General features: G+C 49.1%; 17 protein-coding genes. All 17 read left to right on the forward strand.

All coding sequences use genetic code 11. The annotated features are described in order from the left end of the window. The first annotated feature begins 2 nt into the window (after window positions 1-2). The 17 genes from VMF88_00425 (at window position 3) to VMF88_00505 (ending at window position 25397) form a co-directional block, all read left to right on the forward strand. The gene (locus VMF88_00425; protein HTY09508.1) at window positions 3-1478 is read left to right on the forward strand and encodes a hypothetical protein; all 1476 of its coding nucleotides are present in this window, start codon (window positions 3-5) and stop codon (window positions 1476-1478) included. Window positions 1479-1638: 160 nt separating this feature from the next. After that, window positions 1639-3231, forward strand: a complete 1593-nt coding sequence (locus VMF88_00430) for a DUF362 domain-containing protein (GenBank protein ID HTY09509.1) — start codon at window positions 1639-1641, stop codon at window positions 3229-3231. Between the two features lie 322 nt (window positions 3232-3553). After that, a complete protein-coding gene (locus VMF88_00435) occupies window positions 3554-4819 on the forward strand; it encodes a T9SS type A sorting domain-containing protein (GenBank protein HTY09510.1) in 1266 nt (421 codons plus the stop codon). A gap of 310 nt (window positions 4820-5129) precedes the next feature. Continuing rightward, window positions 5130-6044 carry an ATP-binding cassette domain-containing protein gene (locus tag VMF88_00440; GenBank protein HTY09511.1) on the forward strand — a complete coding sequence of 305 codons (915 nt, stop codon included), beginning with the start codon at window positions 5130-5132 and terminating at the stop codon, window positions 6042-6044. Then, a complete protein-coding gene (locus VMF88_00445; GenBank protein ID HTY09512.1) occupies window positions 6044-6871 on the forward strand; it encodes an ABC transporter permease in 828 nt (275 codons plus the stop codon). Before VMF88_00440 ends, VMF88_00445 begins: the two co-directional genes overlap by 1 nt. Window positions 6872-7114: 243 nt before the next feature. Further along, the gene (locus VMF88_00450; protein HTY09513.1) at window positions 7115-7819 is read left to right on the forward strand and encodes an SDR family NAD(P)-dependent oxidoreductase; all 705 of its coding nucleotides are present in this window, start codon (window positions 7115-7117) and stop codon (window positions 7817-7819) included. A 353-nt stretch (window positions 7820-8172) separates the two neighbouring features. Beyond that, window positions 8173-10347, forward strand: a complete 2175-nt coding sequence (locus tag VMF88_00455) for a T9SS type A sorting domain-containing protein (GenBank protein ID HTY09514.1) — start codon at window positions 8173-8175, stop codon at window positions 10345-10347. Window positions 10348-10509: 162 nt separating this feature from the next. Continuing rightward, entirely contained in the window at window positions 10510-11259 is a 750-nt protein-coding gene (locus VMF88_00460; protein HTY09515.1) for a CPBP family intramembrane glutamic endopeptidase, read from the forward strand. Between the two features lie 154 nt (window positions 11260-11413). Then, window positions 11414-12124: a hypothetical protein gene (locus VMF88_00465; protein HTY09516.1), complete on the forward strand. Its 711-nt coding sequence runs from the start codon at window positions 11414-11416 to the stop codon at window positions 12122-12124. A 264-nt stretch (window positions 12125-12388) separates the two neighbouring features. Continuing rightward, complete coding sequence (locus VMF88_00470) at window positions 12389-12997, forward strand: class I SAM-dependent methyltransferase (protein ID HTY09517.1); 609 nt, start codon at window positions 12389-12391, stop codon at window positions 12995-12997. A 368-nt stretch (window positions 12998-13365) separates the two neighbouring features. Then, window positions 13366-14049, forward strand: coding sequence for a hypothetical protein (locus VMF88_00475; GenBank protein HTY09518.1), 684 nt, complete (start codon window positions 13366-13368; stop codon window positions 14047-14049). A 352-nt stretch (window positions 14050-14401) separates the two neighbouring features. After that, window positions 14402-16081: a hypothetical protein gene (locus VMF88_00480; GenBank protein ID HTY09519.1), complete on the forward strand. Its 1680-nt coding sequence runs from the start codon at window positions 14402-14404 to the stop codon at window positions 16079-16081. Window positions 16082-16489: 408 nt separating this feature from the next. Further along, window positions 16490-17662 (forward strand): T9SS type A sorting domain-containing protein, encoded by a 1173-nt coding sequence (locus VMF88_00485; GenBank protein HTY09520.1) that lies wholly within the window; start codon window positions 16490-16492, stop codon window positions 17660-17662. Between the two features lie 67 nt (window positions 17663-17729). After that, on the forward strand, window positions 17730-20129 hold the full coding sequence (locus VMF88_00490) for a T9SS type A sorting domain-containing protein (protein HTY09521.1): 2400 nt from the start codon (window positions 17730-17732) through the stop codon (window positions 20127-20129). A gap of 103 nt (window positions 20130-20232) precedes the next feature. Further along, window positions 20233-22326 (forward strand): Ig-like domain-containing protein, encoded by a 2094-nt coding sequence (locus VMF88_00495; GenBank protein HTY09522.1) that lies wholly within the window; start codon window positions 20233-20235, stop codon window positions 22324-22326. A gap of 238 nt (window positions 22327-22564) precedes the next feature. After that, entirely contained in the window at window positions 22565-24589 is a 2025-nt protein-coding gene (locus VMF88_00500; GenBank protein HTY09523.1) for a T9SS type A sorting domain-containing protein, read from the forward strand. A gap of 61 nt (window positions 24590-24650) precedes the next feature. Beyond that, window positions 24651-25397 (forward strand): SIMPL domain-containing protein, encoded by a 747-nt coding sequence (locus tag VMF88_00505; protein HTY09524.1) that lies wholly within the window; start codon window positions 24651-24653, stop codon window positions 25395-25397. The last annotated feature ends 952 nt before the right edge of the window (window positions 25398-26349 follow it).

Here is a 26349-nt window from a genome sequence, read left to right on the forward strand (position 1 = left end):
AGATGCGCTCGCAAATACGCGCCTGTGCGGCGGCGATCTTCCTTATCATTCGGTCCGAAGTAAACGCGCAGGATCTTCTTGGCCTTTTTTTCGACAGAACTGCCGCGTCGAGCATTAGCGGGGGAGATCCGTTTGCTCCATTGAAATCGAATGACGTTGCATCATCCCGCCGCGTCAGCGGTGAGGCGGCCCCCGCTGCTCAGATCGATTCCTGGATCGACAACATTTACCGCGAAACGCGTGCAGATGGCAATGACCAAAATCTGCAGCGCAATGTCGAGCGCGTGAGAGTGCAGGTCCCGTTGTCGGGGGAAACGAAGTCCCCGATCCTCCATGTGGATTACCAATCCGCAAAAATGTCGGGGTCGTTCGACGTCGATCCAAAGGATCAGGCTTCGTATGACGGAAAGAATGACTATGCTGCAGTTGGTGCGGTCATTCCGCTCAGCGACGCAGTCGATTGCGACGTCGGCGTGCAAAAGAATACGCAAGAGAACAGTGTTGCTCCCGGTTACGAGCTGGGATTCTCGTATCAGAATTCCGACGGTCTTGTAACAGTGACGGTGAAGGATCTCCCCCGGCTGCAGTTCCTTGCTCTCAACATTGCGGGAATCGGCGGAATTCTTCCTCTCGACTACGTGCAAAAAGGGGGCGAGGTTGATTTTAGTGCGCCGGTCGGAAATATGTCGTTTCTCATCAACGGCCACTATGACTACCTCTCCCCCCTTTCTGAATTCACGCGGAGCAGCGATTCTCACTTTACGCCCGACGGAAATACCCGGGGTTTGGCCGTCTCAGTCCTCCTCGATCTTTCACAACACATGAGCGCGCTTTGCTCGTACGGAATGGAAGCAGTTGAAGCGAGCGGAAATTTTTACAGCCAGGCATCGTCGTACGGGGCGCTGAATTCTTTCTTGTTCGAGGATGATTTTTTCCAGACGGGCGTGCGATATGCAGCGGGTTCAATCGAACTGCTTTCGGATATCAAGTGGTCGGTGATCAGCGGAGCGGCAACAGGTTTCGCCGAGAGTTGGCCGTTCGTCAGCATTACGCAATCGTCGTTATCGCAAGGACGATTTGACGGCAGCGGAAATATCCGGATGCTGCAGGAACATGCAGGCGCGACTTTTTCCGTCCTGGAGAATCTCCGTATGGGAATTGGCGTGAACGTTGTTGAGCTTACTCCAAATCTGCACATGGAGACATGGCAGACAATGTTCCTCTCGATCGGAGAAAAAGACCTGCAGACAATGGCTTTCCCCTACCGTGAAATTGACGGGATGATCCTCAGCGGAGGCCTCACAGGGAAGATCGGGGGGATTGGATTGACGTATTCTTTTTCGCAGATAGTTCCGCTGAGGGTCGAGGGTGCGTCGAATTCAAATCCTGTGGTCGTCCACGGACCATTTTCAGCATCCCGTACAACCCACAGCTCGGGAGGACAATTTCATCAGATAGCAATCCTATTCTTTTTATGAAGCAATGCAATCATTTCCTCATGGTTGAAATTGTCTCAAAAACTCCGTACCTAGCCTGTCGGCAGACCTCTTCGGCATATCTCGCTCAGTCACATTATTCCGAATGGTTCAATGGGAATTCGACACGCCGTCCTACCGGTCTGCTGGAGGAGGAGACTGCATGATATCGCGGCGCGATTTTATCAGGACATCTGCTTTGGCCGGGGGCGCTGTATTCCTTAATATCCACAAAAGCTGGGGGCATCCTTCGACCTCGGAATTTTTTGCCCTCAATGATTTTGTCCAAACCCATCCTGATGCAGTTTTCATCCTGAAGACGAACGTCGACGAGAAAACCGATACGTCCGCCCTCTTCGATGTCGGCCAGAAACTGGGTTCAACGCTTTTTGTGAGCACGCCCGACCCTTCCGATGCATTCCCCATTACGACAGACATCCTTATTAAGCCGAATATCACAGCATGGGCGTGGGATATTCCGCCCATCGAACAAACAATGGGGATACAAACGGACCCTTACTTCGTCGAGGGAATGATCAACAGTCTTACGCATCTTGGCGCTACCGGTAAAAATTTATTCATCCGCGAAGCCAATTATGACAGTTCACGTGTCGACGGAAAGTGGTACAGCGACCTTGCCGTACGAACCGGAATCGACCTGAAAGTTTTCGATACAGTGCAGAACCTCCCCCCCGCAGACCTTCAGTGGGTCGATGTTCCGAACGGAGTATGGTACAATAAGATCCCCTATCTCTCCCCGGTCAATACTCTTGGTTCCTGCCTGGTGAATATCGCGAAGTTCAAATCTCATTCCATGGGGATGACGCTTTGCTCGAAAAATATCCAAGGCACGAACGCTCGTCCGTATGTCGCTCATTGTACTGCATGGGGAACCGCGATGGCGGGAGTGGACCCGATTCACGTTGTCCCCGATGCGTTCACAGCCATCAAATCCAATTATGACCGGCACGTAGCGGCGGGTATTCCCCGCTGGGATCTCCCAGGTACCGCGAGCGGCGGACTCTGGATGGAGACGCATACGGCGCGGTGCCTGGACAATAACTCGGTGTTGCAGCCGCTCATCAACATTATCGAAGGGGTGTACGGAAGAGAGGGTCCCTTTGTCTCGGGACCTGCCGATAACAACGGTTATGGCCGCGACATCATGACGAACGTTGTGATCTTTGGAAAGAACGCGCGGCACGTCGACGCCATCGGGACATATCTTGCAGGTCATGAGCCGGGCAATTTCGGGTTCTTCCACATCGCCGTCGAGCGCGGGCTGTCAAAATATCTCGATCCAAGCGCCATTCCTTTGTACGAATGGAAGCTGGACGGTTCGGCGACCTTGACGCCGTTGAACGATTTTCCGCGCACACCGATCAGGACGCTGTATCTGCAGAAAGCCGGCGAAGCTCAGTATCATATGGTCAATGAACCGTACGACTACTCCGGTGCGACCGTTGTCGCCTCTAAGAAACCCGACAGACCCGATGTCTTTCATATCTCCCAGAATTTTCCAAACCCCTTCAACCCTTCCACCTCGATTCAGTATTACATTCCGAAGGCCGGTAATGTGAAGATAGAGATCTTCGACGTCCGAGGATCGGTCGTCGATGTTTTAGTCGACGGCTATGCGCTTGCCGGGGATCATGTTGCTGTTTGGAATTCGCGCGCGAAAGCTTCGGGGATGTATTTCTACCGCCTCCTCTATGAAGGGTACACACAGACGAAACAGATGGTTCTTTTGAAATAGGGCTTCCCAACTGAGGGACAGTAGTTCTGCATCGGAGATTCCGCGAGGGAGCTTTACCGGTCGACACCTTCAGAAATGGCAGCATTTCACGCGAGACTCCGGCTGTGATCTTCAACAGATGATCGATCCCTGCAGATACTCTATTCAGTAACTCCTTCCCTGCCGAGGTGTGTTAGATGAAAAACTTTTTCCGATTCTCGATCATTTCGATCTGTCAATTGGCTCTCGCAAGCAATTTGTACGCACAATGGGTCCAAACAACCGGCCCCTCGGGCGACGGCATGATCCAAAGTATGGCGAAGAATGACTTTTGGAGGATGAAATGAGAACATTATTTATTTTCGGAGTATTCTTGATACCTGCATTTGTTATGACCACGAACAGTACTGCTGCACAATGGTATGCGATTCCACAGATGCAAAACATTCAGGTTTCATCGTTTCTTGTGATGTCGGACAGCACGCTGTTTGTGGGGGGCTACTTTCATTCCCTGTATCGCTCAACCGATGGCGGTGAGACATGGGTCAACACCGCCGGCCAAATTCCGGCCGATACAATCCTCTCGCTCACCTCTGCCGGGAAATATATTTTTGCCGGCACGAACGACGGCATTTGCCGCTCCTCAGACAGCGGGAGCACCTGGGTGACTGCAAATAACGGTTTTGCGTGGGGCGGAGGAGCTATCAATCAGTTTGCAACCGTTGACACCGTTCTGTATGCGGCCAACCAATCAGGAGTTTATCGGAGCACGGATTTCGGCGCCACATGGATTTCAGACAACAATGGGCTCAGCACCATCTCGGACGTGGTAGCACCTGTCATTGGAATAGTGTCCGCGCCTTCCGGTCTTTTTTCTACACAGGACTATCTTGGGGGAGCGTACGCGATGCGCTTCGGAGATTCAACATGGAAATATATCGGGCTTGAGACCCATTTCCTCGTTGCGAGCGCCTTGACTCTATTTGATACCTCAGTCTTCGCGGGGGGATCGGACGGTATCTTTATGTACAGCGGAAAAGACACAACATGGCTGGCGCGTAGCAACGGACTTCCGGTATGGGGGGCTAATCTGGAATGGATTTTTTTTGCGTCGACAGACAAGCTACTCTTTCTTCATGCCGGCGCCATTGATGGAACAGTTTACGTGACCTCCGATTTCGGGCAGCTCTGGACTCTGGTTGACGGCACTGGCTTGGGAAATACCGGCATAAGCGCCATAGCTGCAAACAAAAAATATCTCTTTGCCGGTACACAAGGAGGCGTATGGCGGATTCCCGTTTCCACTATTGCTACTTCTGTGAATGAGCATTCTTCCCACATCCCTGCGCAGTTTGCGCTTTATCAAAATTATCCGAACCCGTTCAATCCGTCCACGACGATCAGCTACCAGGTTGCGCGAAGCGGGCTCGTGAACTTAAGGGTCTATGATATTCTTGGCAAAGAAGTAGCAACCCTGGCAAATGGACAGAAACAAGCCGGAACATATCAGGTGACATTTGACGCATCAAAGCTGTCCTGTGGAGTGTATTTCTGCAGGCTCGCTGCCGGCGGGATGGTTCAAACAAGGAAACTGATGATGATTAAATGAAGCAGTTGCGCCCGACCAGCATTCACCAACGGACAAAGCCATGAAAATCCTATTGCCCCCGCTTTCCCGCAATTGGTCGCAGCGCCTTTCCTGTATTGATTCTCGTTATCATTACAATATTCCGAGGGTAAAAACGTCTACGGGCATGACATTCCGGCGGACCGCAAATCACTAGAGCGGAAAAAGTGTCTTCAATTCACACCGGTTCAAAAGCGTTCTTTTATCCTGTCAAGACCGCGGCATCCTTCGACGCAGTGTTCGCATCAAATGATCTACACCCCCGCAAATAAAAATCGGAGAAACGGGCATCGTGTCAAAAATCATTGAAGTCCACAATTTCACAAAAACCTACGGCGATCAAGTGGCGGTCGACAATATCTCCTTCGATGTGGACGAAGGATCCGTCTTTGCTTTTCTGGGACCGAACGGGGCGGGAAAAACGACGACCATCAGCACGCTGTGCACCATTCTGGAGAAAACAAGCGGTGTGCTGAAAATTGCCGGACACGATGTCAATGCCGATCAGGCAAAGGTCCGCAGGGACATCGGCATTGTCTTTCAGGAATCGATCCTCGATAATAACCTGACGGTGCAAGAAAACCTGGCTCTGCACTGTGAATTCTACATGGTCCCCGAAGCGGAGATCCGGGAGCGCATCGGTTTTGCTCTTGACCTGGTCGGTCTTCTGGATTGGCAAAAGGCGATGGTGAAGAGCCTTTCCGGCGGCATGAAGCGGCGGGTGGAAATTGCGCGGGGGTTGGTGCATTTCCCCAAAGTGCTTTTTCTGGATGAACCGACAACCGGACTTGACCCGCAGACGCGCGCAAATATATGGGACTACATCTGCACGGTGCAGAAGCAGAAGAACATGACCATCTTCATGACGACGCACTATATGGACGAGGCGGAGATCTGCGACAAAGTTGCCATCATTGACCATGGAAAAATCGTCGCCTTCAACACGCCGTCGCAGTTAAAGCACATGCATACATCGGACGTCGTGAAAATCAAAACGTCGGACGCTGTCGGGCTGCGGGAATATCTCGGAAAAAATGAGATCCCGTACAGCGAGAAGGAGAATCTTTTCATGGTGCGGTCCGGGAGTATCGCCATGACGCTGGAGATGCTTTCACAGCGGAAGGATTCCATCATTGATTTTGAAGTCCACAAAGGAACATTGAATGACGTCTTCATCGCCATCACCGGAAAGGAGATCCGGAAATAATGCGCGCCATTAAAGCGATCCTCCTCCGAAATCTGACGGCATTCAGCCGGGACAAAATGCGGTTCTTCTTTACGCTCTTTATGTCCGGATTCTTCCTCTTCATTTTTTCGTTTGTCATGAAAGCGGCGGCAACCGGTATCGCCGCTCCGATGAATTATCTCATCTCGGGCATCATTATCATGACGGTCTTTCAGTCGGCCCTGAATAATTCCATGAATATTATTGAAGATGTTGCCAGCGGTTTTATGAAGGAAATTATGGTCGCGCCTATTGCGCGATGGCAGATCTCTTTGGGACAGATCGCGTCTGCAACGGTGATTTCCGTCCTGCAGGGAATGCTCATCGTTATCATCGGCCTTTTTATAGGACTGAAGCTCGACCTATTCCATTTTGTCCAGATGGGAGCCGTGATGGCGGTTGTCGGCGTCACCTTTGCATCGATCGGATTGTACCTGGCGACGTTGTCGAAGAATTCCTCAACGTTTCAGGTAATGATCTCGGTCATCGCCATGCCGTTGACATTTCTCTCCGGAGCGTACATACCAACCACGGTGCTGCCGAGCTTTCTCCTTCCCCTCATCTATCTTAATCCGCTCACCTACACCACGTCGGCATTCCGTTCTATCGCGCTGGAAACGGACGGAATGACAGAAGCAGCGATGCTGCATAACGGCATTGCATTCGATATCGGCGGCTTCATCGTGACGCCGCATATCGCACTGACATTGGTCGTTCTGATAGGAATGCTCTTCTTTTTGCTGTGCGTTCAGCGGTTCAACCGGGCGGACTTCTCGCAGGTGAAGGTATTCCACAGGCGGCATCGATAACCTTCTTTCATCGCGAGCGCCGGTTGATTCATACCATACTCAAGAATAGTTTCTATTTATACTTAATGAGAGAGATATGGGAACGATAAAATGCGCCCATTTCGTGAAAGATCATCTGACTTCTCCTGCTTGATGGTCATCCCGGACAATCAGAGTATGAAAAATAGAAATAATCGAACAGAATTTTGAGAATGCAGCGACAAAGAATCCCTACACAGATCGACATGAGAAAAGGTGACTGCTTTGAAACCTTCCCTTGAAGAAAAGAGCTTGCTCCTCATCGGCGCATCTAGAGGCCTTGGCTGCGCGATGGCTGAGGAATACATAAAGCTGGGCTGGAGCGTCGTCGCGACGACCCGGACGCGATCCGGTACGCCGTTGCATAGGCTGGCTGAATCGGCAGGAGACCGTCTGGAAATTGAAACCGTCGACATCAACGTCCCCTCTCAGGTCATCGCGCTGCGAGATCGTTTAGCGGAGAGAATGTTCGACCTTTTGTTCGTCAACGCGGGGGTCAAGAACAACGACGCCGAGACGATCGCCGATGTTTCGACCGACGAATTCATCCGGGTGATGGTGACCAACGCTTTGAGCCCGATGCGGACGATCGAAACTCTGCACGTCTTGGTAAGTCCGACAGGGACTATCGGCGTCATGTCTTCGGGACAAGGAAGCGTCACGAACAACACCAACGGAAACTACGAAGTCTATCGAGGGAGCAAAGCGGCCTTGAACATGTTCATGCGGAGTTTTGCCGCGCGTCATGCCAACGACCGCCGCGCTCTGCTTGCGATGGCGCCAGGTTGGGTACGAACGGATATGGGCGGGCCCGAGGCCCGATTGAGCATCGGCGAGAGCATACCGAATTTGGTGGCAACAATTAACGCCCAGCACGGCAAGCCTGGGCTGCAATACCTTGATTATCTCGGCCGCGTTGTTCCGTGGTGAGACCGATCCTTGGTTTTTTCCTGTCTCACCGGTTTTACCAGAGTAGAAGCATCGTCTGACGCGCCGCGCCATTATGTCCCTCCGTCGGATTCGGTGCCGAAGAGGCCAGAGCGATCGAGTTGAGTCTCTTCATCACGAAAACGTAATTCGGTCGGTTGGGATCTATTAGAACATGAACGAGCCGGCGACGTCTCTTTTTTTTACCTTGATTGTCCCACTGAATAAGTGTACTTTTGCGCATTAAGCTTACCCGGGGGAAAACGGGGCAGAAAATAATATCAGACCTAAACCCTCGGATTCGCGACGGCGATGATGAGGGTTTTTGTATTTTGTTGCCAAGCGCGGAGGGTACAATGAAAGCGAGAGTTTTCGTCATAGTTATATTGGCTCTGTGCCTCGTAGAATCGGTGTCAGCACAATGGACACAATTAGTTCCTCCTCAGATACAAATCCCGCTCTCACCGAATGCACTTTTAGCAATAGGAGATACCCTGTGGGCTGGAATGTACCGCGGCACGATCTATCGTTCAACAAATAACGGCGTGAATTGGGCAAGAAGTGATTCTGGAATTTCGTATCTCTATTGCACCTATGATTTTCTGACCGCCGGAGATACTATTTTCGCAATGGCCGAGGAGGGCATTTTCCGTTCGACGGATATGGGAGTATCTTGGGCAGTAAAAAATAATGGACTGCCTATTGCATCCTGGATGAATGTCTATTCGATGGTTCAGTCTGGCAATTTTCTCTTCGCCGCGACGGATTTTGGCGTCTACCGGTCCTCGAACGGCGGCGATCAGTGGTATCCGTCGACCGGCGACTCTGCATATTGGCCTGTTTATTCTTTAGCAGTTTCGAATGGTTTGTTGTTTGCGGGGACTTCAGGCAAAGGTGTCTATCTTTCAACAGACCATGGGAATAGTTGGAGCGCGATCAATAATGGGATGCCCGCAAATCCGACCGGTTACGTTCTTCAGGTCAACAAATTACTTGTTGACGGAGAAAATATCTATGCCGGAATCGCCGGTTTGGGTGTCTATCAATCCTCAGATAATGGAAGCACGTGGCTGCCTGATACAGCAGGTTTGAATAAAATGAACAATGGAAATTTTTTCCCTATCTGTTCGCTCGCGAAGGTCGGAACTTATATTTATGCTGGGACTGAAAACGACGGCATCTATCGCATGCCAGGTAACGGGGGTCCTTGGACTCATGTCAACGCAGGTATGCCGGCTGAAGCTTATGTTACTTCGATCAGAAGTACTGGGGGCATCTTATTCGCGGCTGTTTTTTCTTCGGGCATATATTATTCTTCATCTGAGGATCCGATAGCATGGGTACCTCTTTTCACCGAATTTCCTGGGACAGTCAACGTAGGGTTAGTAGCTTCGAATGGAAATAATCTCTTTATCGGTGCAGCAAGCAACTATTACAACGGAACGATTTATAATATTTATCGATCATACAATACAGGAAGCTCCTGGGTTCTGGACTCCGTTTTGAGTTCTGGAAATATCTTTTCTTTAGAATCGTATGGCGACTCTGTCTATGCGCTGGGAAACAGCCTGTTTTTCTCCTCAAACGACGGCACTAATTGGAGTGAACCTGATTCAAATCTAATATCCCCGAATACTCTCATAAAAGATGACGACACATTATTTGTCGGCTGGGGAGACAATCGCTTTTCAGTTGGCGAATTTGGAGGAATTGCTCTCTCGGCAAATAACGGAGCCTCATGGAAAGGAATCTGGAATAAAGACACCGCGGTTTTCGCTCTGGCGAAAATTGGCAATGATCTTTTTGCAGGAGGTCTGCATGGGGCTTTCCGATCGACAAATTCGGGTTTGAGTTGGGCTGCGATTGATTCGGGCTTACCCTCATCGTTAGAAGTCTACGGCTTCAATACAGTTCGAAACAACCTGTTCGCTTGCACATTGAACGGGATTTACTGGTCAAGTAATCATGGCAGCAGTTGGTCATCCGTCAATAATGGTTTGCCGATCGATAGCGGTGGAAATGCAATAAGCTTGATAACAAACAATAGTGAACTGCTTGCCGGAACAACAAGCGGCATATTTTCGTCGACAAACCTGGGGGCAAGTTGGTCATCCGCCAGCTATGGCTTAAGCGGCGACGCTTTGAATATTCAATCTCTTACAGTGCTCGGCAACGATCTATTTCTCATCGCGGCAACAAAAGGGGGGCTGTGGGCCCGTCCTCTCGCAGAAGGCGTTTTTGTCCAAAATGGAAAAGATGTTGTTCCAAAAGAGTTTTACCTCGGACAGAACTATCCGAACCCCTTCAATCCTTCGACCGTGATCAGTTACCAATTACCTGTGAATACTCTTGTGACATTGAAAGTGTACGACGAACTGGGCCGGGTCGTCCGAACATTAGTCAACGAACGTCAGACTGCAGGTTCTCATTCAGTTATTTTTGATGCAGGCACGTTAGCGAGCGGAGCATATTTCTACAGACTTAGCGCCGGAAGTTTTGTTCAGACGAAAAAGCTGATACTATTGAAGTAAAGACCCAGTTTGCATTTGCAACCGATTAGCAGTAGTTTTGCACCGAATATTCCGCGAGGGGGCCCTGCCGGACAATCCTTGATACCACCAAATCCCCCGGGTCCAGAAATACACACTCGCAATCGAAACATGAAAATCAGGCTTCGACAAAAGGAATTTCATATGGAAACCGTAGGCCCTGTGGACCATCATTCCCTCCTCCGCACTATCGTTCTTTCGCTCATTCCAGGTATTCTCATACTATTATTTCTTATACTGTTCGCTCCGCTTGCGAATCAATTTGGTCTTTCGTCGACTCTTGTCCTCTTTGCCGCGATCGCTCTCGTCCTTGTCCCCTTCGAGCTTGGATATCTCCTCCTCTTAGGCAAGAAACTCAACGGCCGGTTCTCATTAAAAGGAATCATCCTGTTTCACGAGAAGATCCCTCTCTGGCAGTTCTTTGTGTTTATTCCGCTTCTCCTTCTCTGGACTATTTTTTGTTTTGCTGTAATTTCGCCGAAGATAGACCATTTCTTTATCGATAATTTTTTTACATGGCTTCCAAAGTGGTTCTTCGCTAATGGTTTTACACAGAATGCGGGCCAATACTCAAAAACCGTTCTCATACTCACTATAATCTTGGGCTTTGTATTTAATGGACTTGTCGGTCCGATTGTTGAAGAATTGTATTTTAGGGGTTACTTATTGCCCAGATTAGGACAAACGGGCCGGTGGGCTCCACTATTGAACGTTGTCCTTTTTTCCCTTTACCACTTATTTTCTCCTTGGCAAAATGCAACGAGAATATTAGCTCTTCTGCCTCTTGTGTATGTCGTATGGTGGAAGCGCAATATTGTCATCGGCATTGTCACGCATTGTTCGCTCAATATACTTGGTATGATCGCAATGCTCGTCTTTCTCAATAAAGCGTAACTCCATCTGTTGATTCCAAGAGCGCGTTCCGACCAGTGGGCAGCTCAGGCCGAGGGAAATCGCCGCGGCACATGAGGCCGGCATAATGATCATACTACGGAGATTCACAATGAAAATATCCAGGCGTTGCATTCTCGCTTTCTTCCTCATATCTATGACTATTCCCAAAACCGTCGATGCTCAATCTGCTGATTCGACAAACTCGCATAGCAGGTCTTGGGCCTTCCAGCTCGGGATCGGGAGCAACTTCACTCTGACTTCATTTCAGGGATCAACGGTCGGCCTCCTGTATCGCATCTCAGAGGCAAATGCCGTCCGCGGCGGAATCACTCTGAGCGGCAGCACAAGCGACGGCACAAGTCTATACGCCGGAGCCGTGCACGACACCAGTGCCTCGAACATGCCCGGAAACAGTTCCTCAAAGTCTGTAAATATTTCTTTTGTCATCCAGTATCTCTGGTACGGGCGCCCGGGAGGGCCTCTTGTGTTTTACGGTGGCACGGGTCCGTACCTCTCCTACTCATATTCACGATCGTCGCAACTATACAACAACCTCTACAGTTACTACGACACCGGGAGCACAATAGGCTATTGGTCAACAACGAGCTACAATTCCAGTTCCACTCAATGGGGAGCGGGTGTGGCGATAGCCGCCGGCGTTGAATGGCCCGCTCTTTCTTGGCTCTCACTCCATGCTGACTATACCGAAGGGATCCAATACCATTGGGGCTCGAACTCCAGCGGCCAGAGCAGCAGCGCCACCTACCCCAACGCTATCAATACTCGGTCAAGTAATGCGGGCTCTACCACCGGGTGGACGTTCAGCGGTCAAGGGGTGGCGTTCGGCCTCAACGCTTACTTTTAAGTGTGCCCGCTTAAGAAGAGGCTCACGTCACAACGGCATCCCTTCGTGACTAACGAGAACAGCTGTCGGCGAATGGGCCGCGCAAAGATAAAAGAAATTAAAATGAACACCGTCTCGTCCGCGCAACATTCTACACGGAACTGGCTGCACGTTGCCGCTCTACGAGTCTATGACTCGCAGGGTCGTAGAGAGCTTAGCCGCGGAACGTCAGGCGGCCGAGACGTTGATCTTCATCTGCCCACTAAATAGTGAAGGGCTTCATTAATGACTACAAACGACAATGCAAAGGATATTGAACATTTCAACCGCTGGTCTCGAACTTACGATACCTCATGGGTTCAGCGATACACAGACCGATTCCACCCAGAAATGCTCGGGGCCGTTGCCAACGAAATCGCTGCACCGAATGCCGTTCTTGACGTGGGATGCGGAACGGGGAAGTTGCTGCACAAGGCGAGCGCGCTTTGGCCGTCAGCGCAGCTGTTAGGCGTTGACCCGGCAGAAGGTATGGTCGAACTCGCACGGGGCCGGCTGCCATCTGCCACGATTCATTTGGCCGCGGCAGAGTCGCTGCCGCTGGCAGATTCTTCCGTAGACGTCGTTCTCAGCAGCATCTCATTTCATCATTGGAGTGACAAACCTGCAGCTCTCCGAGAGGTACATCGCGTCCTTCGCACAGGAGGCTGCTTCTGCCTGGCAGACATATCCATGCCGGCTTGGCTCGCCGCACTTTTCCGACACTCCACGGTGAAGAGCCCTGCAGCGACAAGTCAACTCTTTCGTGAGGCCGGCTTCACGGTCAAGGCCCAACATCGTACCTTCACCCGATTTGTCTTTTTGACACTTGGCGTTAAGGGATCGAAGAGCGGATAAAAATCAACCCATTGAATTGACACCGGCGGCTCAATTCCCGACGGGATCCCTTCGGGACTAACGGAATCAGCCGTTGGCGAATGCGCCGTGGTAAGGATGGCAAATTTAAACAAATGAACGTCACTTCCGCGCAACATTCTAGATGGAACTGGCTGCATGATGCCGCTCCGCGAGTCCATGGCTCGCACAGTCGTGAGCAGCTCAGTTGCCTCCGCTCCTGCCAAAGGCATTTCCCGAAGGGATCGTTTCAAACTTCGTGATTCGCGGGCGCTCTGGATCGACAGGCGGCGGAAACATTATTCAACCGGAAAAGAAAAATGAAAATATACCTGCTATTTTTATGTCTCCTCGCCGAGACCTCATCGTCAATGAATCCCACAAATCAAAAAGCCGTTACGCAAAACGCAATTCAAGCGGATACAACCAAAGCTTACGATTCGCTTTCTATAAGTGCGAAAGGCATGATCAAGAATAGCAATCAATCCTCTGGCATTGTTAGCATGGATTCAGGAAGGATTAATATCATAGTCAGACCAGCAGAAGCAAGTGATGCTTCTATTATGCTCATTCAGAAGAGCAGGACGAAAGTTTATCCATTTGAGGTCTTTGATACTCGGCCGATTGAACTTGATACGCTGGGGATTTGGAAAGCTCCTCTTTCAATGCAAATGTCTTTTGGTGATTATGTTCTGATTTTGCACAAAGAAGGATTTAAAGATTTGGCTGACAAAGTCAGGTTTATTAAAAATGATGATAGTATTTCTATCGGGATGATTTCATTAGCGTATCTACGGTACAAACGCGAGCAATGGAGATCATATATGTGGATAAGTGCAGGAATTTCCATTGTTGCAGGCATTACTTCTTATTATTTCTATACTAGAGTTAAGAAATACGAGGATGAATATAATGAAGCAATTTCTTCGGATGTGGCACATGATAAGCATGACCAAACAGATAGAAATCGCCGATACTATAAAATATCATCCGGCAGTACATTCGCAGCGTTGGGCTGCTTTGCGGTTTCCTGGTCATTCGAACTTTCTTATTAATGCCTTTTTGGGGATAAATTTAAGATCACAAAAAGTGCTGTCGCGTTGTGTTCTGTGGTGTTTGGGTTATTCGGACTTAACTTAGCACAATGATATTACAATGATTACGAAATACGTAAAATATCACATGAACTTCAGTCATCGATCGATAACTCTGCAATTGATGACCCTGTTTATATGTGCCGCATTCCCTTTGTCATGTGACATACCGGTGGAATATCGTAATCCATTCGAACACGGGGTAACGATTCCGCCTCCAAGCGAATTGAAAATAGATTCTGTAAACGATACGTTTATTTCATTAAGTTGGAGGAATAACTTCTCGGTGTCAGGGCAAAACCAAATCCCTTACATGCAGACTGTTATCTCATACAATCGCGAAGGATATTACGTTGACATTTATGGTTCTGTCCAACCAATTTATCCGATTGACACAGTTAAGGGGTTGGCCTCATCAGCGACAATTTCCAGAATATTCGAGCTCATCCCGGGTACCGGTGCTGCATATTTGTGCGTTCGGACGATCTCCGGATCGAACTCTAGCGATCCATCTGCCTTTGTTGGAACAAGGATCTCTTCTCCCACTCCATCCCAATTAACAGCCGCGCTTGTCAATCGGACCTCCTGCCGACTTCAATGGAGCGACAACTCAAAATCTGAATCATATTTTGCGATTGAAAGAAAGATAAGCGCAGTTGACAGCTTCGCTTTGATCGCAACATCTCCAGCTCATAGTGTATCGTTTATTGATACAACCATAACATACGAAGGTGATACGGTCTATTATAGAATACGTGCTGTTTTCGAAAATGGAGTATACAGCGCTTATGACAGCGCTTCGGTCTACGTTCCGATCGTCGCACCTTCGTTAGCGAGCGCTCCTGCAGTCAACAGCACATCTGTATCTCTGTCGTTAACTAATAACGTGGCCTTCGGCGATGGATTCATCATCGAACGAGCCGAGAAAAATGGCTCATTCATCGAGATCGGTCGGATGCCATCGACTTTGCATTCATATACGGACATTTCGCCTGACACGACGAAGGAATATGTTTATCGCGTAAGGTTGTTTGCAGGGACTAAGATAAGCGATCCATCAAATTCAGTTGACCTTGGATTCTGGCCGACGCCCATTTATGTTCGTGGAATTGCGGGCAACTACGGTAAGATGGCTGTTTCCACGGATTACTCGCTTATAGCCCTCACTGATTACAATGGTGGAGACATCACTATCATTAATTATGCGGATTTGCAGACCCTTAAGCAGTTTCACAATGCGAATCTAACAGCGATGTCCGTTGATATCAGCACGTCAAACCAATACGTGGCTGCAGGATTTATGGATCTTACTCAGAACACAGGCTCCATAAAAATCTTCCGATTTAACGACGGATCTTTGTATAGAGAATGGGAGAGATCTAACCCCGTCGATGCGGTCCGGTTTAGTCCGGACGGCTCGCTTATTGCGGCAGATGGATATTCGGGGGCAACCGTTCATGTTCCACCAATTCCTGACCTTCCTGGATCTGTAAGTATAACAGATATCAAAAAGGATTCCGTTATCAGCACAGTATATGGGAATAATGTGATCGCGTTCTCATCAAACCATGCAGCTATTGCAACTGGAGGAGTAGGGTTTTTTGAGTGGAATCCGTTGAATGGCTCTCTTAGAGGAGATCTTTGGCCGGCGGTAACTTATCAGCTTAGGTTTTTCAATGACGGAATCCGGATTGTGTGCGGGGGGACAGCTAATATTTTTGTGGAGGGGGGCTCAAACACTGAAATCTCTTTTCCATATTTCATCAGTTCGTTAGACTTAACACCTGACAACAAATTTTTAGTTGTTCTAGGTGAATATGTACCAATTGTAATAAAGGTTGATGGCTGGATTGTTGTCAGTTCTACTATTCTTAAGAGTGATTATAGTTCGATTTTGTGTTTGCCCAATGGACGCTTCATACTTGCTGGGCCATCTGGATTATCGGAATATCAACTCGAAAATCAGTGGGAAAGCCCAGTATCTTTTAATTAGCACCCATGATCCGCTTTTCGACGATTCTACTCACGCCCTGAAGCTGAGGAAAAGCCAAAGCGACCCGTGCAGAGCAACGTCACAAACAAATTGCTCAAAGTTGTCTGTGCAATAGTAAGGTCAGAATCTAATACATTCATAACGCCAGATCCGTCCGGCCGTTCCTGTTGGAAACGGCTAGACAATGTGGTGGTTTTCAAGCTGACGGAACCAGCGGTTGGCGAATGCGCCGTGGGAAGGAAAGCAAAATCAAACGAATGTCCGTCTCTGCCGCGCAACATTCTACATGGAACTGGCTGCACGTTGCCTCAGATTAACCACGGTACGTTAGAACAGATGGATTGTTTTTTGAGTTCGGCCCCTGCAATAGAACGCAATTAGCTCCTTTGTCGTTGAAAGGAATTCATCATGAAGGCATGTTTTTTGGCAGCTGTCTATCTTTTAATCTTAGTACCAGCAAATGCACAATGGACGCACCTGCCTTCCCCCTTGCCATCCATGGGCTCAAAAATAGTATCGCTTGTTTACTACGACAATGCACTGTTCGCTAGCGTTGACGGCAGCGGCATTTACCTTTCTGCGGACAGCGGATTCACTTGGACACCATCAAATATCGGAATTGCGCCTAATGCCCTTTATCTCACCTTATGCGTACACGATTCTACTCTGTACGCCGGAGATTTCAACAGCGCTATAATCTATACAAGCGTTGATACGGGAAAAAGTTGGCAGGTTTTTTCGAACCGCCATTCTGATTTACACGTTATTGAGTATTTGTTTGCCGATGACTCATGCATTTTTGCACTGGGAAATGAAAACACCGTCGATTTATTGGGGATATCAAGGGACCATGGCAATACCTGGACATTCGACAGCAGCTTCAATGCCGCGGTGGGTCAGGTCACGGGCACAGATACGGCTTTATATCTGCTCTCAAGCAATGGTTATCCCGTGGCAGACATTCTAAAATCTACTGACGAAGGCCGCACCTGGAATTTCATCGCAAGTGATACAACACCTTCAGACGGGCTGGGGAATATTTCTTCATTGTCGATTATCGATGCGAAAATTTTCATTACCAGAGGGAACTGGGTTTTTCGGCTTAACGAAGAAGGAGCATGGGATAGGCTTCCGGACAGCTTAGACAACAATATTACGGCGGCAACGGTCGGTACATCGGTCACTTCACAAATGGAGAAAAACCTCACGGTAAAGGATGAGTCGAGCTATTATGCCGGAACCGATCATGGCTCATTATTCCAATATCCGCTATCTCACATGGTCACTGCTGTTCAAGAATCGAAAGATCAAAGACCAGCCAGCTACGTATTAAATCAGAACTACCCAAACCCCTTCAATCCATCGACAGTGATCACTTATCAATCGCCTGTAAATAGTCTTGTGACATTGAGAGTGTATGATGAACTTGGACGGCAGGTAGGAACATTAGTCAGTGATAATCAGACTGCTGGCACACACTCGGTTATTTTCAATGCAAGCAATTTATCGAGCGGGGTGTATTTTTATAGACTTAGTGCCGGAATCTTTGTTCAGACAAAGAAACTGATGTTGTTGAAGTAACGGCTTTGGCCGTGGTACGTTGGAACGCGTGATTCAGCTATACTTGACAAACACATATCAATTAACATTGCTCGGCATCTTTCCTGAGATAAGAGTTATGATGTGTATAAAGAAAACCTTCCTTTTTGCGACAGTGGTCGCGACTTACACCATCACATCACACGCACAATGGATACAAACGAATTTCCCACAAAGTGGATACGTTCGATCTTTCGCTAATACAAACGGGAATGTGTTTGCAGGGAGCATGGGTCTCGGAGTCTTTCGTTCAACCGATGACGGTACTACCTGGTCCGCTGTGAATACTGGCTTGACAAAACTTCAAGTACGGTCGCTTGCAACGATTGGTACAAATCTCTTTTCTGCTAACACAAGCGGTGACATTTACCGCTCTACTGACAATGGAACAAGCTGGACGCTGGTCAAGAATGGTTCAACCAATGGTAATGCTGCCTGGATCCTACTTGGCGGGAGAGAGACAAATCTCTATGCGGTTAACAGCGGTCTTTCTATTTCCTCTGATACAGGTACAAGCTGGACTGAAATTGGTGGTGGCTTGGGTACGGTCTCCTCTCTTGTTGTGGGCAATTCGAACCTATTCGTTGGAAGTTTTTCAGGCGGTGTCTATCGTTCGTCGGACAACGGATCAAGCTGGAATTCCGTCAGTAATGGATTGCCCTCCACAGAAATCATTTATCTTGCGGGTAACGACACGATTCTGTTTGCTGGAACGGATGATGAAAGGACTTTTCTCTCTGTTAATAAAGGGGAAAGCTGGTCCGCAGTGAACAGTTTGACGGCAAATACCAAATTCATTTCGCTAGCAATTAAGGGGTCAAACCTCTTTGTGGGAACGCCTGAGGGCGTCTATCTTTCTACAAACGAAGGCACGTCTTGGACGGAAGTAAACAATGGTATGACGGGTGCAGCTACATTCTCTCTCGCAGTAGTCGACACGAACCTTTTCGCAGGCACTTTTGGAGGTATCTTTTTATCCGTCAATAATGGGGCAAGTTGGAAAGCTATAAACACAAATCTTACGAATACGGCTCTTCAAGCTCTCGCAGCAAGCAATGGCAACCTCTTCGTTGCAACTATCGGCGGCATATTCCACTCTACGGACAGCGGAACAAGCTGGACTGAGGCCAATAAAGGATTAACGAACACCAACGTTTCAGCTCTTGCTTTCAAAGGATCAAATTTCTTCGCAGGAACTTCGGGCGGAGGCATCTTCCTATCCACTGACAACGGAACAAACTGGAACGCCATGAATAATGGGTTGATGAAGAGTGATATAACATCTATCGCCATTAATCAAACTGATATTTATGCAGCGTCTTTGGATGGCGGAATCTTTATATCGACCGACAACGGAGCAAACTGGAACGTCATCGACTCCACCCTCATGGATACGGCTGTTACCGCTCTCGCTGTCAAAGATAGTAGTCTTTTTGCTGCAACGAACGCGGGCGTGTTCACGACCAATGATAAAGGAAAGAGCTGGATGGCCATTAACTCAGGCCCACCTAATATTGAAGCTGCCGCTCTCTGTGCCAGTGACACCATTTTGTTTGCTAGCGCTCCCGGAGCCGGAGTTTTCATGTGTTCAAACAACAATAGAAATTGGACTTCAATCAACGATGGCTTATCGAATTCATTTATCTTTGCTTTTGAGGTAAAGGATACAAACGTTATTGCCGGCGGAGATGGTATCTATCTGTTTAACAGAAGAAAAAGAGCGTGGACCGACGTTAGTAAGGGGAATACAAGCATCGATATTCGCTCGCTTGCCTCTGACAGCATTTACGTTTTTGGCGGAGGCAGTTTTGAGATATGGAAAGAACAATTCTCAAAGATACTTGCTCCCATCCAATTGGAGTTCAACATACAGAGCATAAATTTTGGCAGCGTAAAAACAGGACAACATGAGGATACAACTATAACGATCACCAATACGGGTAATGATACGCTCAGCGTAATCAGTATCGTTTCTTCGCGTGTTTCATTTACTGTCATAAGCACTTCACTAAATATAGCTCCAGGACAATCAATATTGGATACCTTACGCTATGCGCCGACAGCGGTTGGGGCAGATTCGTCATTGATTATCGTCCAAAGTAACGCGATAAATTCGCCTGATACAATTAAAGTTTCGGGGAATGCCATTCCGCTGACAGAAGTTAGCGAAAAGAGTCGGATTCCAATCGCATTTAGCTTAGAGCAGAATTATCCAAACCCTTTTAACCCTTCGACATCCTTTTCATTTGATTTGCCTTCGAAAGGATTGGTCTCACTCAGGGTATTTGACCTCTTAGGCAGAGAGGTTTCAACGATTGTCTCCGAAGAAATGCCGGCAGGAAGTTACACGCGGCGATGGAATGCGGCGAACCTGGCAAGCGGGGTTTACTTTTATCGTTTGCAGGCTGGAACATATATCGAGGCAAAGAAACTTTTGCTTTTGAAATAACCGAACTGGCTGCCCGTCGCCGCTCGATGAGTCTATGACTCGCAGAGTCGTAGACAGCTAAACCGCGGTACGTTAGACGGTGGCAATATTAAGTCACGAAAAAATGAAATCCTCTATAATAGCAGTTCTTTCGTTCGCACTGTTAGCGAATTTGTCATGCCGCAAGGAAACGCCGACCGCCCCTCCGGAATCCAAAGGAACGATCTCTTTCGTCGAGCCCAAAGACAGTGCAGCGGCTCTCGAGAGCATAACGATCCAGATTCAGGTGACATCGAACCAACCCCTTAACAACGTTGTATTGACGATCGACGGATCTACCGTCAAGATATTCACTGCACCCCCCTACCAATTTGTATGGCAAACCGATACACTTCCGGAGGCGAGCATTCATGAATTAGACGCAAAGGCATATTTTAAGGACGGATCGTTTATCAGCGCGGATCAGCGGCATATTATCGCGTATCATTTTACTCCCTCGAGCCTGTCTGCGAGAATGGTGAACGATACGCTGATCACATTGACATGGAAGGACAATTCTTCCAGGGAAACAGGGTTCGACCTTCAAGAAGGCCTCAATGGAAGCCCCTTTGCCTCGCTCCAGCAGCTTCCTGCGAACACCACAACAGCTTCTGTCGTCGGCAAATATTCGATCGGCGACAGCCTTGCCTTCCGTGTCCGTGCGCTCAGCGATACCCTCGCGAGCAATTTTTCGAACACTGCCGTCGTCCCGATTGTCTTTCCGGCGCCCAGCAATCTCGTTCTTATCTCTCTCAGCGATACGGAGGTGAAGTTGTCCTGGCAGGATAATGCCGCGTTCACTGTCGATTTCGTCGTTGAACATAGCACCAACGGAATGACATACTCGGCGCTTGCCATCGTCGGAAAGAACGCATCCCCGGCAGCGATTTCCGATACGTTCAAGGTCGATTCCACGCATTACTTCCGCGTCAGAGCACGCAGCACGATCAACACCAGCAGCGCATCGAACGTTGTTTCAACAATACTCCCGAGGTTGAACATGCCGGGCGGACTTTCCATATCCAGCACGAGCCGTGACTCGCTCATCCTTCGTTGGAACGACAACACTGATTACACGAAAGGCTATGCGATCGAACGCCAGATCTCCGGCGGGCAATGGACCGAGGTGCAGCGGGTCGGCGCTTCGGTCAGCTCGTGGACGGATGCTTCCGTTGATACCCTTGACTATTATACCTACCGCATCCGGGCCTTTACTTCTCTCAATTATTCATCGTACTCAATTCCTAAGCGCGAACGATTTACTTTCAATAATACACCGATCCTCACTATTACGCCAAGAGACCCCCTTGGTTCCCTCTATGTCTCGGCGCTCGTTGTACCAGCGGACAGTAAAAGCGTCATTTGCGCCATAGGTCGGACCGTCGGCCAATATGACCTCACAACAGGGGCGTTCATCCGAAATTTTGGATCATTTGAAACCCAGATTATCGGAGCGCTCGCGATATCCCGCGACGGATCGGTCATCATCGCGCGGGGGAGCAATGATTCGACGGTTTATGTCTGGCGGGTGGCGGACGCCGCCCAGGTTCTGGCTTACAGAGAATTTACGCAGACGGTGTTTTCGATCGACTTAACTCCGAATGGCACGTCGTATTCAATTCCGGGAGGCGGGGGGATTCTTATTCGTTCAACGGAAGACGGAACGTTGTTGCGGACTATCATACAACAGGGAGCACCATACTGTATCGCCTTGAACAACAGCGGCGAGCTTCTTGCTGCCGACGATGGAATAACGAACGCTGCTCTTATTTATAGAGTCTCCGATGGTGCCCTGTTGGAAACTCTCAATGGACATACAATGGGGATACTCTCGATGGCGTTCAATTCCTCCGGCACTATGTTGGCCACAGGGAGTCTCGACCATTCGCTAAAACTTTGGGACATGAACGGCACTCTTTTGAGATCCTTCACGCCCGGCAACAATTATATCGATGGGGTGTCGTTTGATCCGACCGGGAGTTATGTTGCCGGAGGAGGGCTCAACACTTTCGTCACGGTGTGGAACCTCTCCGACGGAAGCGTCGCCCGAACTTTGACCGGCTACTCGACCAACGTAATGTCCACCAAGTTCACCCCCGATGGAAAACTGTTTCTGACGGGGGAATACAGCGGGAAGATCAGAGTTTATCTGGCATACCGGCAATGGATCAGCTCGTAATTTCCGCTGTCAGCAAAGCACAAAATCTTGCACTTGTCAGGAACCGAAGACTGGGATGAGGGGCTTCGAAATCCACGGTAACCCCGGGCTTGGAATAAGGACTCTATATATGAGCTTACTCTCACTGCGCTCCATCATCCGACAGAAAGGGAAACACATGAGAGGAAATGTTAGATCATTCATCATGCTTTGCTGCCTGCTTGCGTCGGCAAGTCAATCACGTGCCCAATGGATTCAAATGAACGGGCCCGATGGAGGGGTGGTCTCGTGTCTTGGTTTATCCGGTAATGATCTTTTCGCGGGGATAGGTAGTGGCGGAGCCTTTCATTCTTCCGATAACGGTACTAGTTGGAACGCGGCGAACGCCGGCTTGACGACCAAGAATATCTTTGCCTTTACCTTCCTTCCCGACACCGGCGCAGTGGGATCCAACAGGATCTTCGCCGGGACCGACAGCGGTATCTTTGTTTCAACGAACAATGGATCGACCTGGACAGCGGCCAGTTCCGGATTGACAGATCGTTACATTAGAGCGCTTGCAGTTAACGCCGGAAATATTTTTGCGGGCACTGGCACCTACGGTGTCTTCCGGTCAACGGACAAAGGGGCAAGCTGGACCCCCGTGAACAATGGCATGTTCGATGATGATATTCTCTGCCTTGCCAGCTCGGGTGCGGACCTCTTCACGGGAAACGACGGGGGTGGTATTTATCGCTCCAGCGATAATGGCGCAAATTGGTCTCCTGCCGACTCCGGACTGGGTAACATGTACGTCTATGCCCTTGTTGCCTCCGGTACAAATCTTTTCGCCGGGACTAATGGCGGCGTTTTTCTTTCCACGAATAACGGAACGAGCTGGACGCCGGCCAGCTCATTCCCGCTCAACCACAGCCCGCGGGCGCTTGTCGTTTCCGGGAGCAATGTCTTCGCTGGGACGAATGCCGGCGTTTTTCGTTCTACTGACATGGGCTCAAGCTGGAGCCCTGCAAGTGCGGGCATAACGAATTCCATCGTTTTTAATCTTCTCGCTGGCCCAGATTCGTCGGGGAAATTGTTTGCCGGGACTTTGGGAGGGGGTGTTTTCCTTTCCGCTAACAATGGGACCAGCTGGAATCCCATAAATAACGGTTTAATATTCACAAGCGTCCGGGGTATTGCAGTTTCGGCAGATGACATCGTTGCTCTGACCAGCGGTGTCTGCCTTTCCACTGACAACGGTGCAGACTGGATTCAGATCGACTCAGGATTAACAAACACGAATATTTCTTCGATCGCCGTTAGCGGCTCGAATTTTTATGCTGCCACTCAGAGCGGCATTTTTGTGTCCACTAATAACGGCACGATCTGGAAGGCCTCGAACAACGGGTTAACAAACCTCTTTGTTGAAGCCCTTGCGGTGGCCGGAACTAATGTCCTTGCGGGAACTGCCGGTGTCGGAGGAGGCGGAGTCTTTGTTTCGACCGACAGCGGATCGAACTGGACCGAGTACAATACTGGGCTGGAAAATTGCGCCGTCAGTGTTCTCGCCAAATCGGGAGCGACGCTGTTCGCCGGGACTTTAGAAGGTATCTATCGTTCCACCGACAACGGTGCAAACTGGCATGCTGCTGATTCAGCCGTGATGAGCATGTACGAGGTCAGTGCTTTTTCCTTCTCGGGCACGCATTTATTCGCCGGCAGTTTCGGCGGCGGTGTTTTCCGATCCATCGACAACGGTGCAAACTGGACTGCCGTCAATAACGGCCTGGCAGACTTTTGGATCTCAGCCCTTGCCGCCTTCGGCACAAGTATCTTCGCGGCAAGTGCAAATTCCGGAGTATTTCTTTCCACGGACTACGGCACAAGCTGGCATTCGGTAAACAGCGGCCTCGTTAACACCGACGTCCAAGCACTTGCCATCTCCGGCACAAACCTGATCGCAGGAACGGCCGGCAACGGCGCCTGGACGCGGCCGCTGTCGGAGTTGACAAACGTAAAACTGATGAAGAATGAGGTTCCATCCAGGTTTTCACTTTCTCAGAACTATCCGAATCCATTCAATCCGTCCACAACAATCTCTTACGATCTTACAAAGGCGGGGATGGTGACATTGAAAATCTATGACATTCTCGGCAGGGAGATCGCCACACTTGTCAACGACCAGAAACAGCCGGGATCGTATCGTGTGAAGTTCGATGGTTCGAGCTTGTCGAGCGGAGTTTATTTCTACAGGCTTAGTGCGGGGAGTTATGTGAATACGAAGAAGTTGATGTTGCTTAAGTAAGGTTTCTGCCACAGCTGGCCCCGGTCCATCAGGCGTCCTATTCTTCGAGGAGAAAACTACCATGAACAAGCCTCTCATCATTACCCTTCTTACCGTAACACAACTTTTATTCGCCCAACAACCCGATCAACGACTAAATCAAATTGCTGTCGAAGGGAGGGTCGAATTAAAACAGCTCGCTGACCAAGCGAGCCTCAGCTTTTCAGTCAAGGGCGTTGGACCAACTCTTCGGCAAGCTGTCGATAACGCTGATAGGAGCACAAAAACTGTCACAAATAAACTCCTATCACTTGGGGTCAAAGAAGGAAATCTTTCAACTTCCTCCTTTTATAGTGGAGACAATCGCGGCGACAAGGCATTTTTATCGTCGAGCAGAGACTTCCAGGCTCAGATTACGACCGTGGTAACAATCGACAGCTTGCCTCTACTTGAACCCATCCTATTTGCAATCAGTGAGTGTGAGGTACAGAGTGTCTCACAGGTTACCTTCTCTTTAAGAGATGAACCCTCACTTCGCAGGAAAGCCCGAGTTGAAGCAGCCCTGAAGGCAAGAGAAAAGGCAGATGACTTGGCAAAAACACTTGGTGTCACCCTTGGAAGAGTTATCTCGATTGACGAAGGTCAACCGAGCCAACCGCCACAAAGGCTATATGGTGTGAGTAGCTATGCGATGCCGTTCAATAATTCAACTTACAATACTGTCTTAGCCAACGAGGTCGTGGCTGTGGATGCGAGTATCGGATATGGATTTTTCGCCCAGACAATTTCAATAGTAAGTCAAGTGTATGTGACGTTTGAACTCAAGTAACGGCCGCCTAACCCAGTCTTCCGCTGACTGAACCAGCTGCAGGTTGCGGCGCGACAGTACGCGACTCTATGAAAAGATTGGAACAATATACAGAGAACACAAATAGGCTTCGTCAATGACGTGCAGGACAATCATACGCTGTTTGTGGCCGGTTATTTTCCTTCTCCCCGGCTGCCTTCAAAATCCGCTCGGCGATGAAGAGAGCCCGCCTGGCTATCATTCTTTTGGGGGTCCTGGGAATTTCTCGGTCCAATCAATCTCGAACTCCAAGGTGAAGATCAGCTGGTCTTCATCATACGCCTCGCCGGTGATCGTCGAACGTTCCAACTTCAACGATTCTCTTTTTTCATTGATACACTCTAAGGACACTTCCAACTATTTTTATGATTCAAATCTTGTCGACAGCAGGCAATATTACTACAGGTTCCGTGGTTTCACAGCTACCGACACCTCATCCTATTCGTACCTGACTATTGCTTTTGATTCAGTAAGTCGGCTGATCCAATCTGTGTCAACCAATAAGAACTCCTCATCAATAACAAGTTCTGATGACGGCACGCTCATATCGGTTGTAACTCCCGATTGGGGTGGGTTTGAAGTACGGAGATACTCGGACTTGTCTCTGGTGGCAACGAGAACCCGAGGCGATCCGATCGGCAACATAGGAGGGGAAACACGGTTTGGCGCGGATGCCAATAGACTCCTCAGCTGGAATTTCAATTATGCCTCAATTATGACTCTTACGCCTGATAGCTCAGTGCAAATTTCGATTCCCGACACGATAGATTTTACCGACATGTATTACATAGAAAACTGACCTGCCCCCCAAAAGATGATCCAATATAGTATATTGGAAGTCATCAAAAAAGGAGGAAGGTCATGAGTCGGAAGCGGTATACTGCAGAGGAGATCATTAACAAGTTACACGAAGCAGAAGTGCTGCAGAGCCAGG

The organism is Bacteroidota bacterium (genome assembly GCA_035506275.1).
Taxonomy (GTDB): domain Bacteria; phylum Bacteroidota; class Ignavibacteria; order UBA10030; family UBA8401; genus JAGVPT01.

Bases quoted from the DNA above. Each gene is read 5' to 3' on its own strand.
- VMF88_00425 (HTY09508.1), top strand. From the start codon at position 3: ATGCGCTCGCAAATACGCGCCTGTGCGGCGGCGATCTTCCTTATCATT.
- VMF88_00430 (HTY09509.1), top strand. From the start codon at position 1,639: ATGATATCGCGGCGCGATTTTATCAGGACATCTGCTTTGGCCGGGGGC.
- VMF88_00435 (HTY09510.1), top strand. From the start codon at position 3,554: ATGAGAACATTATTTATTTTCGGAGTATTCTTGATACCTGCATTTGTT.
- VMF88_00445 (HTY09512.1), top strand. From the start codon at position 6,044: ATGCGCGCCATTAAAGCGATCCTCCTCCGAAATCTGACGGCATTCAGC.
- VMF88_00455 (HTY09514.1), top strand. From the start codon at position 8,173: ATGAAAGCGAGAGTTTTCGTCATAGTTATATTGGCTCTGTGCCTCGTA.
- VMF88_00460 (HTY09515.1), top strand. From the start codon at position 10,510: ATGGAAACCGTAGGCCCTGTGGACCATCATTCCCTCCTCCGCACTATC.
- VMF88_00465 (HTY09516.1), top strand. From the start codon at position 11,414: ATGACTATTCCCAAAACCGTCGATGCTCAATCTGCTGATTCGACAAAC.
- VMF88_00470 (HTY09517.1), top strand. From the start codon at position 12,389: ATGACTACAAACGACAATGCAAAGGATATTGAACATTTCAACCGCTGG.
- VMF88_00475 (HTY09518.1), top strand. From the start codon at position 13,366: ATGAATCCCACAAATCAAAAAGCCGTTACGCAAAACGCAATTCAAGCG.
- VMF88_00480 (HTY09519.1), top strand. From the start codon at position 14,402: ATGCAGACTGTTATCTCATACAATCGCGAAGGATATTACGTTGACATT.
- VMF88_00485 (HTY09520.1), top strand. From the start codon at position 16,490: ATGAAGGCATGTTTTTTGGCAGCTGTCTATCTTTTAATCTTAGTACCA.
- VMF88_00495 (HTY09522.1), top strand. From the start codon at position 20,233: ATGAAATCCTCTATAATAGCAGTTCTTTCGTTCGCACTGTTAGCGAAT.
- VMF88_00500 (HTY09523.1), top strand. From the start codon at position 22,565: ATGAACGGGCCCGATGGAGGGGTGGTCTCGTGTCTTGGTTTATCCGGT.
- VMF88_00505 (HTY09524.1), top strand. From the start codon at position 24,651: ATGAACAAGCCTCTCATCATTACCCTTCTTACCGTAACACAACTTTTA.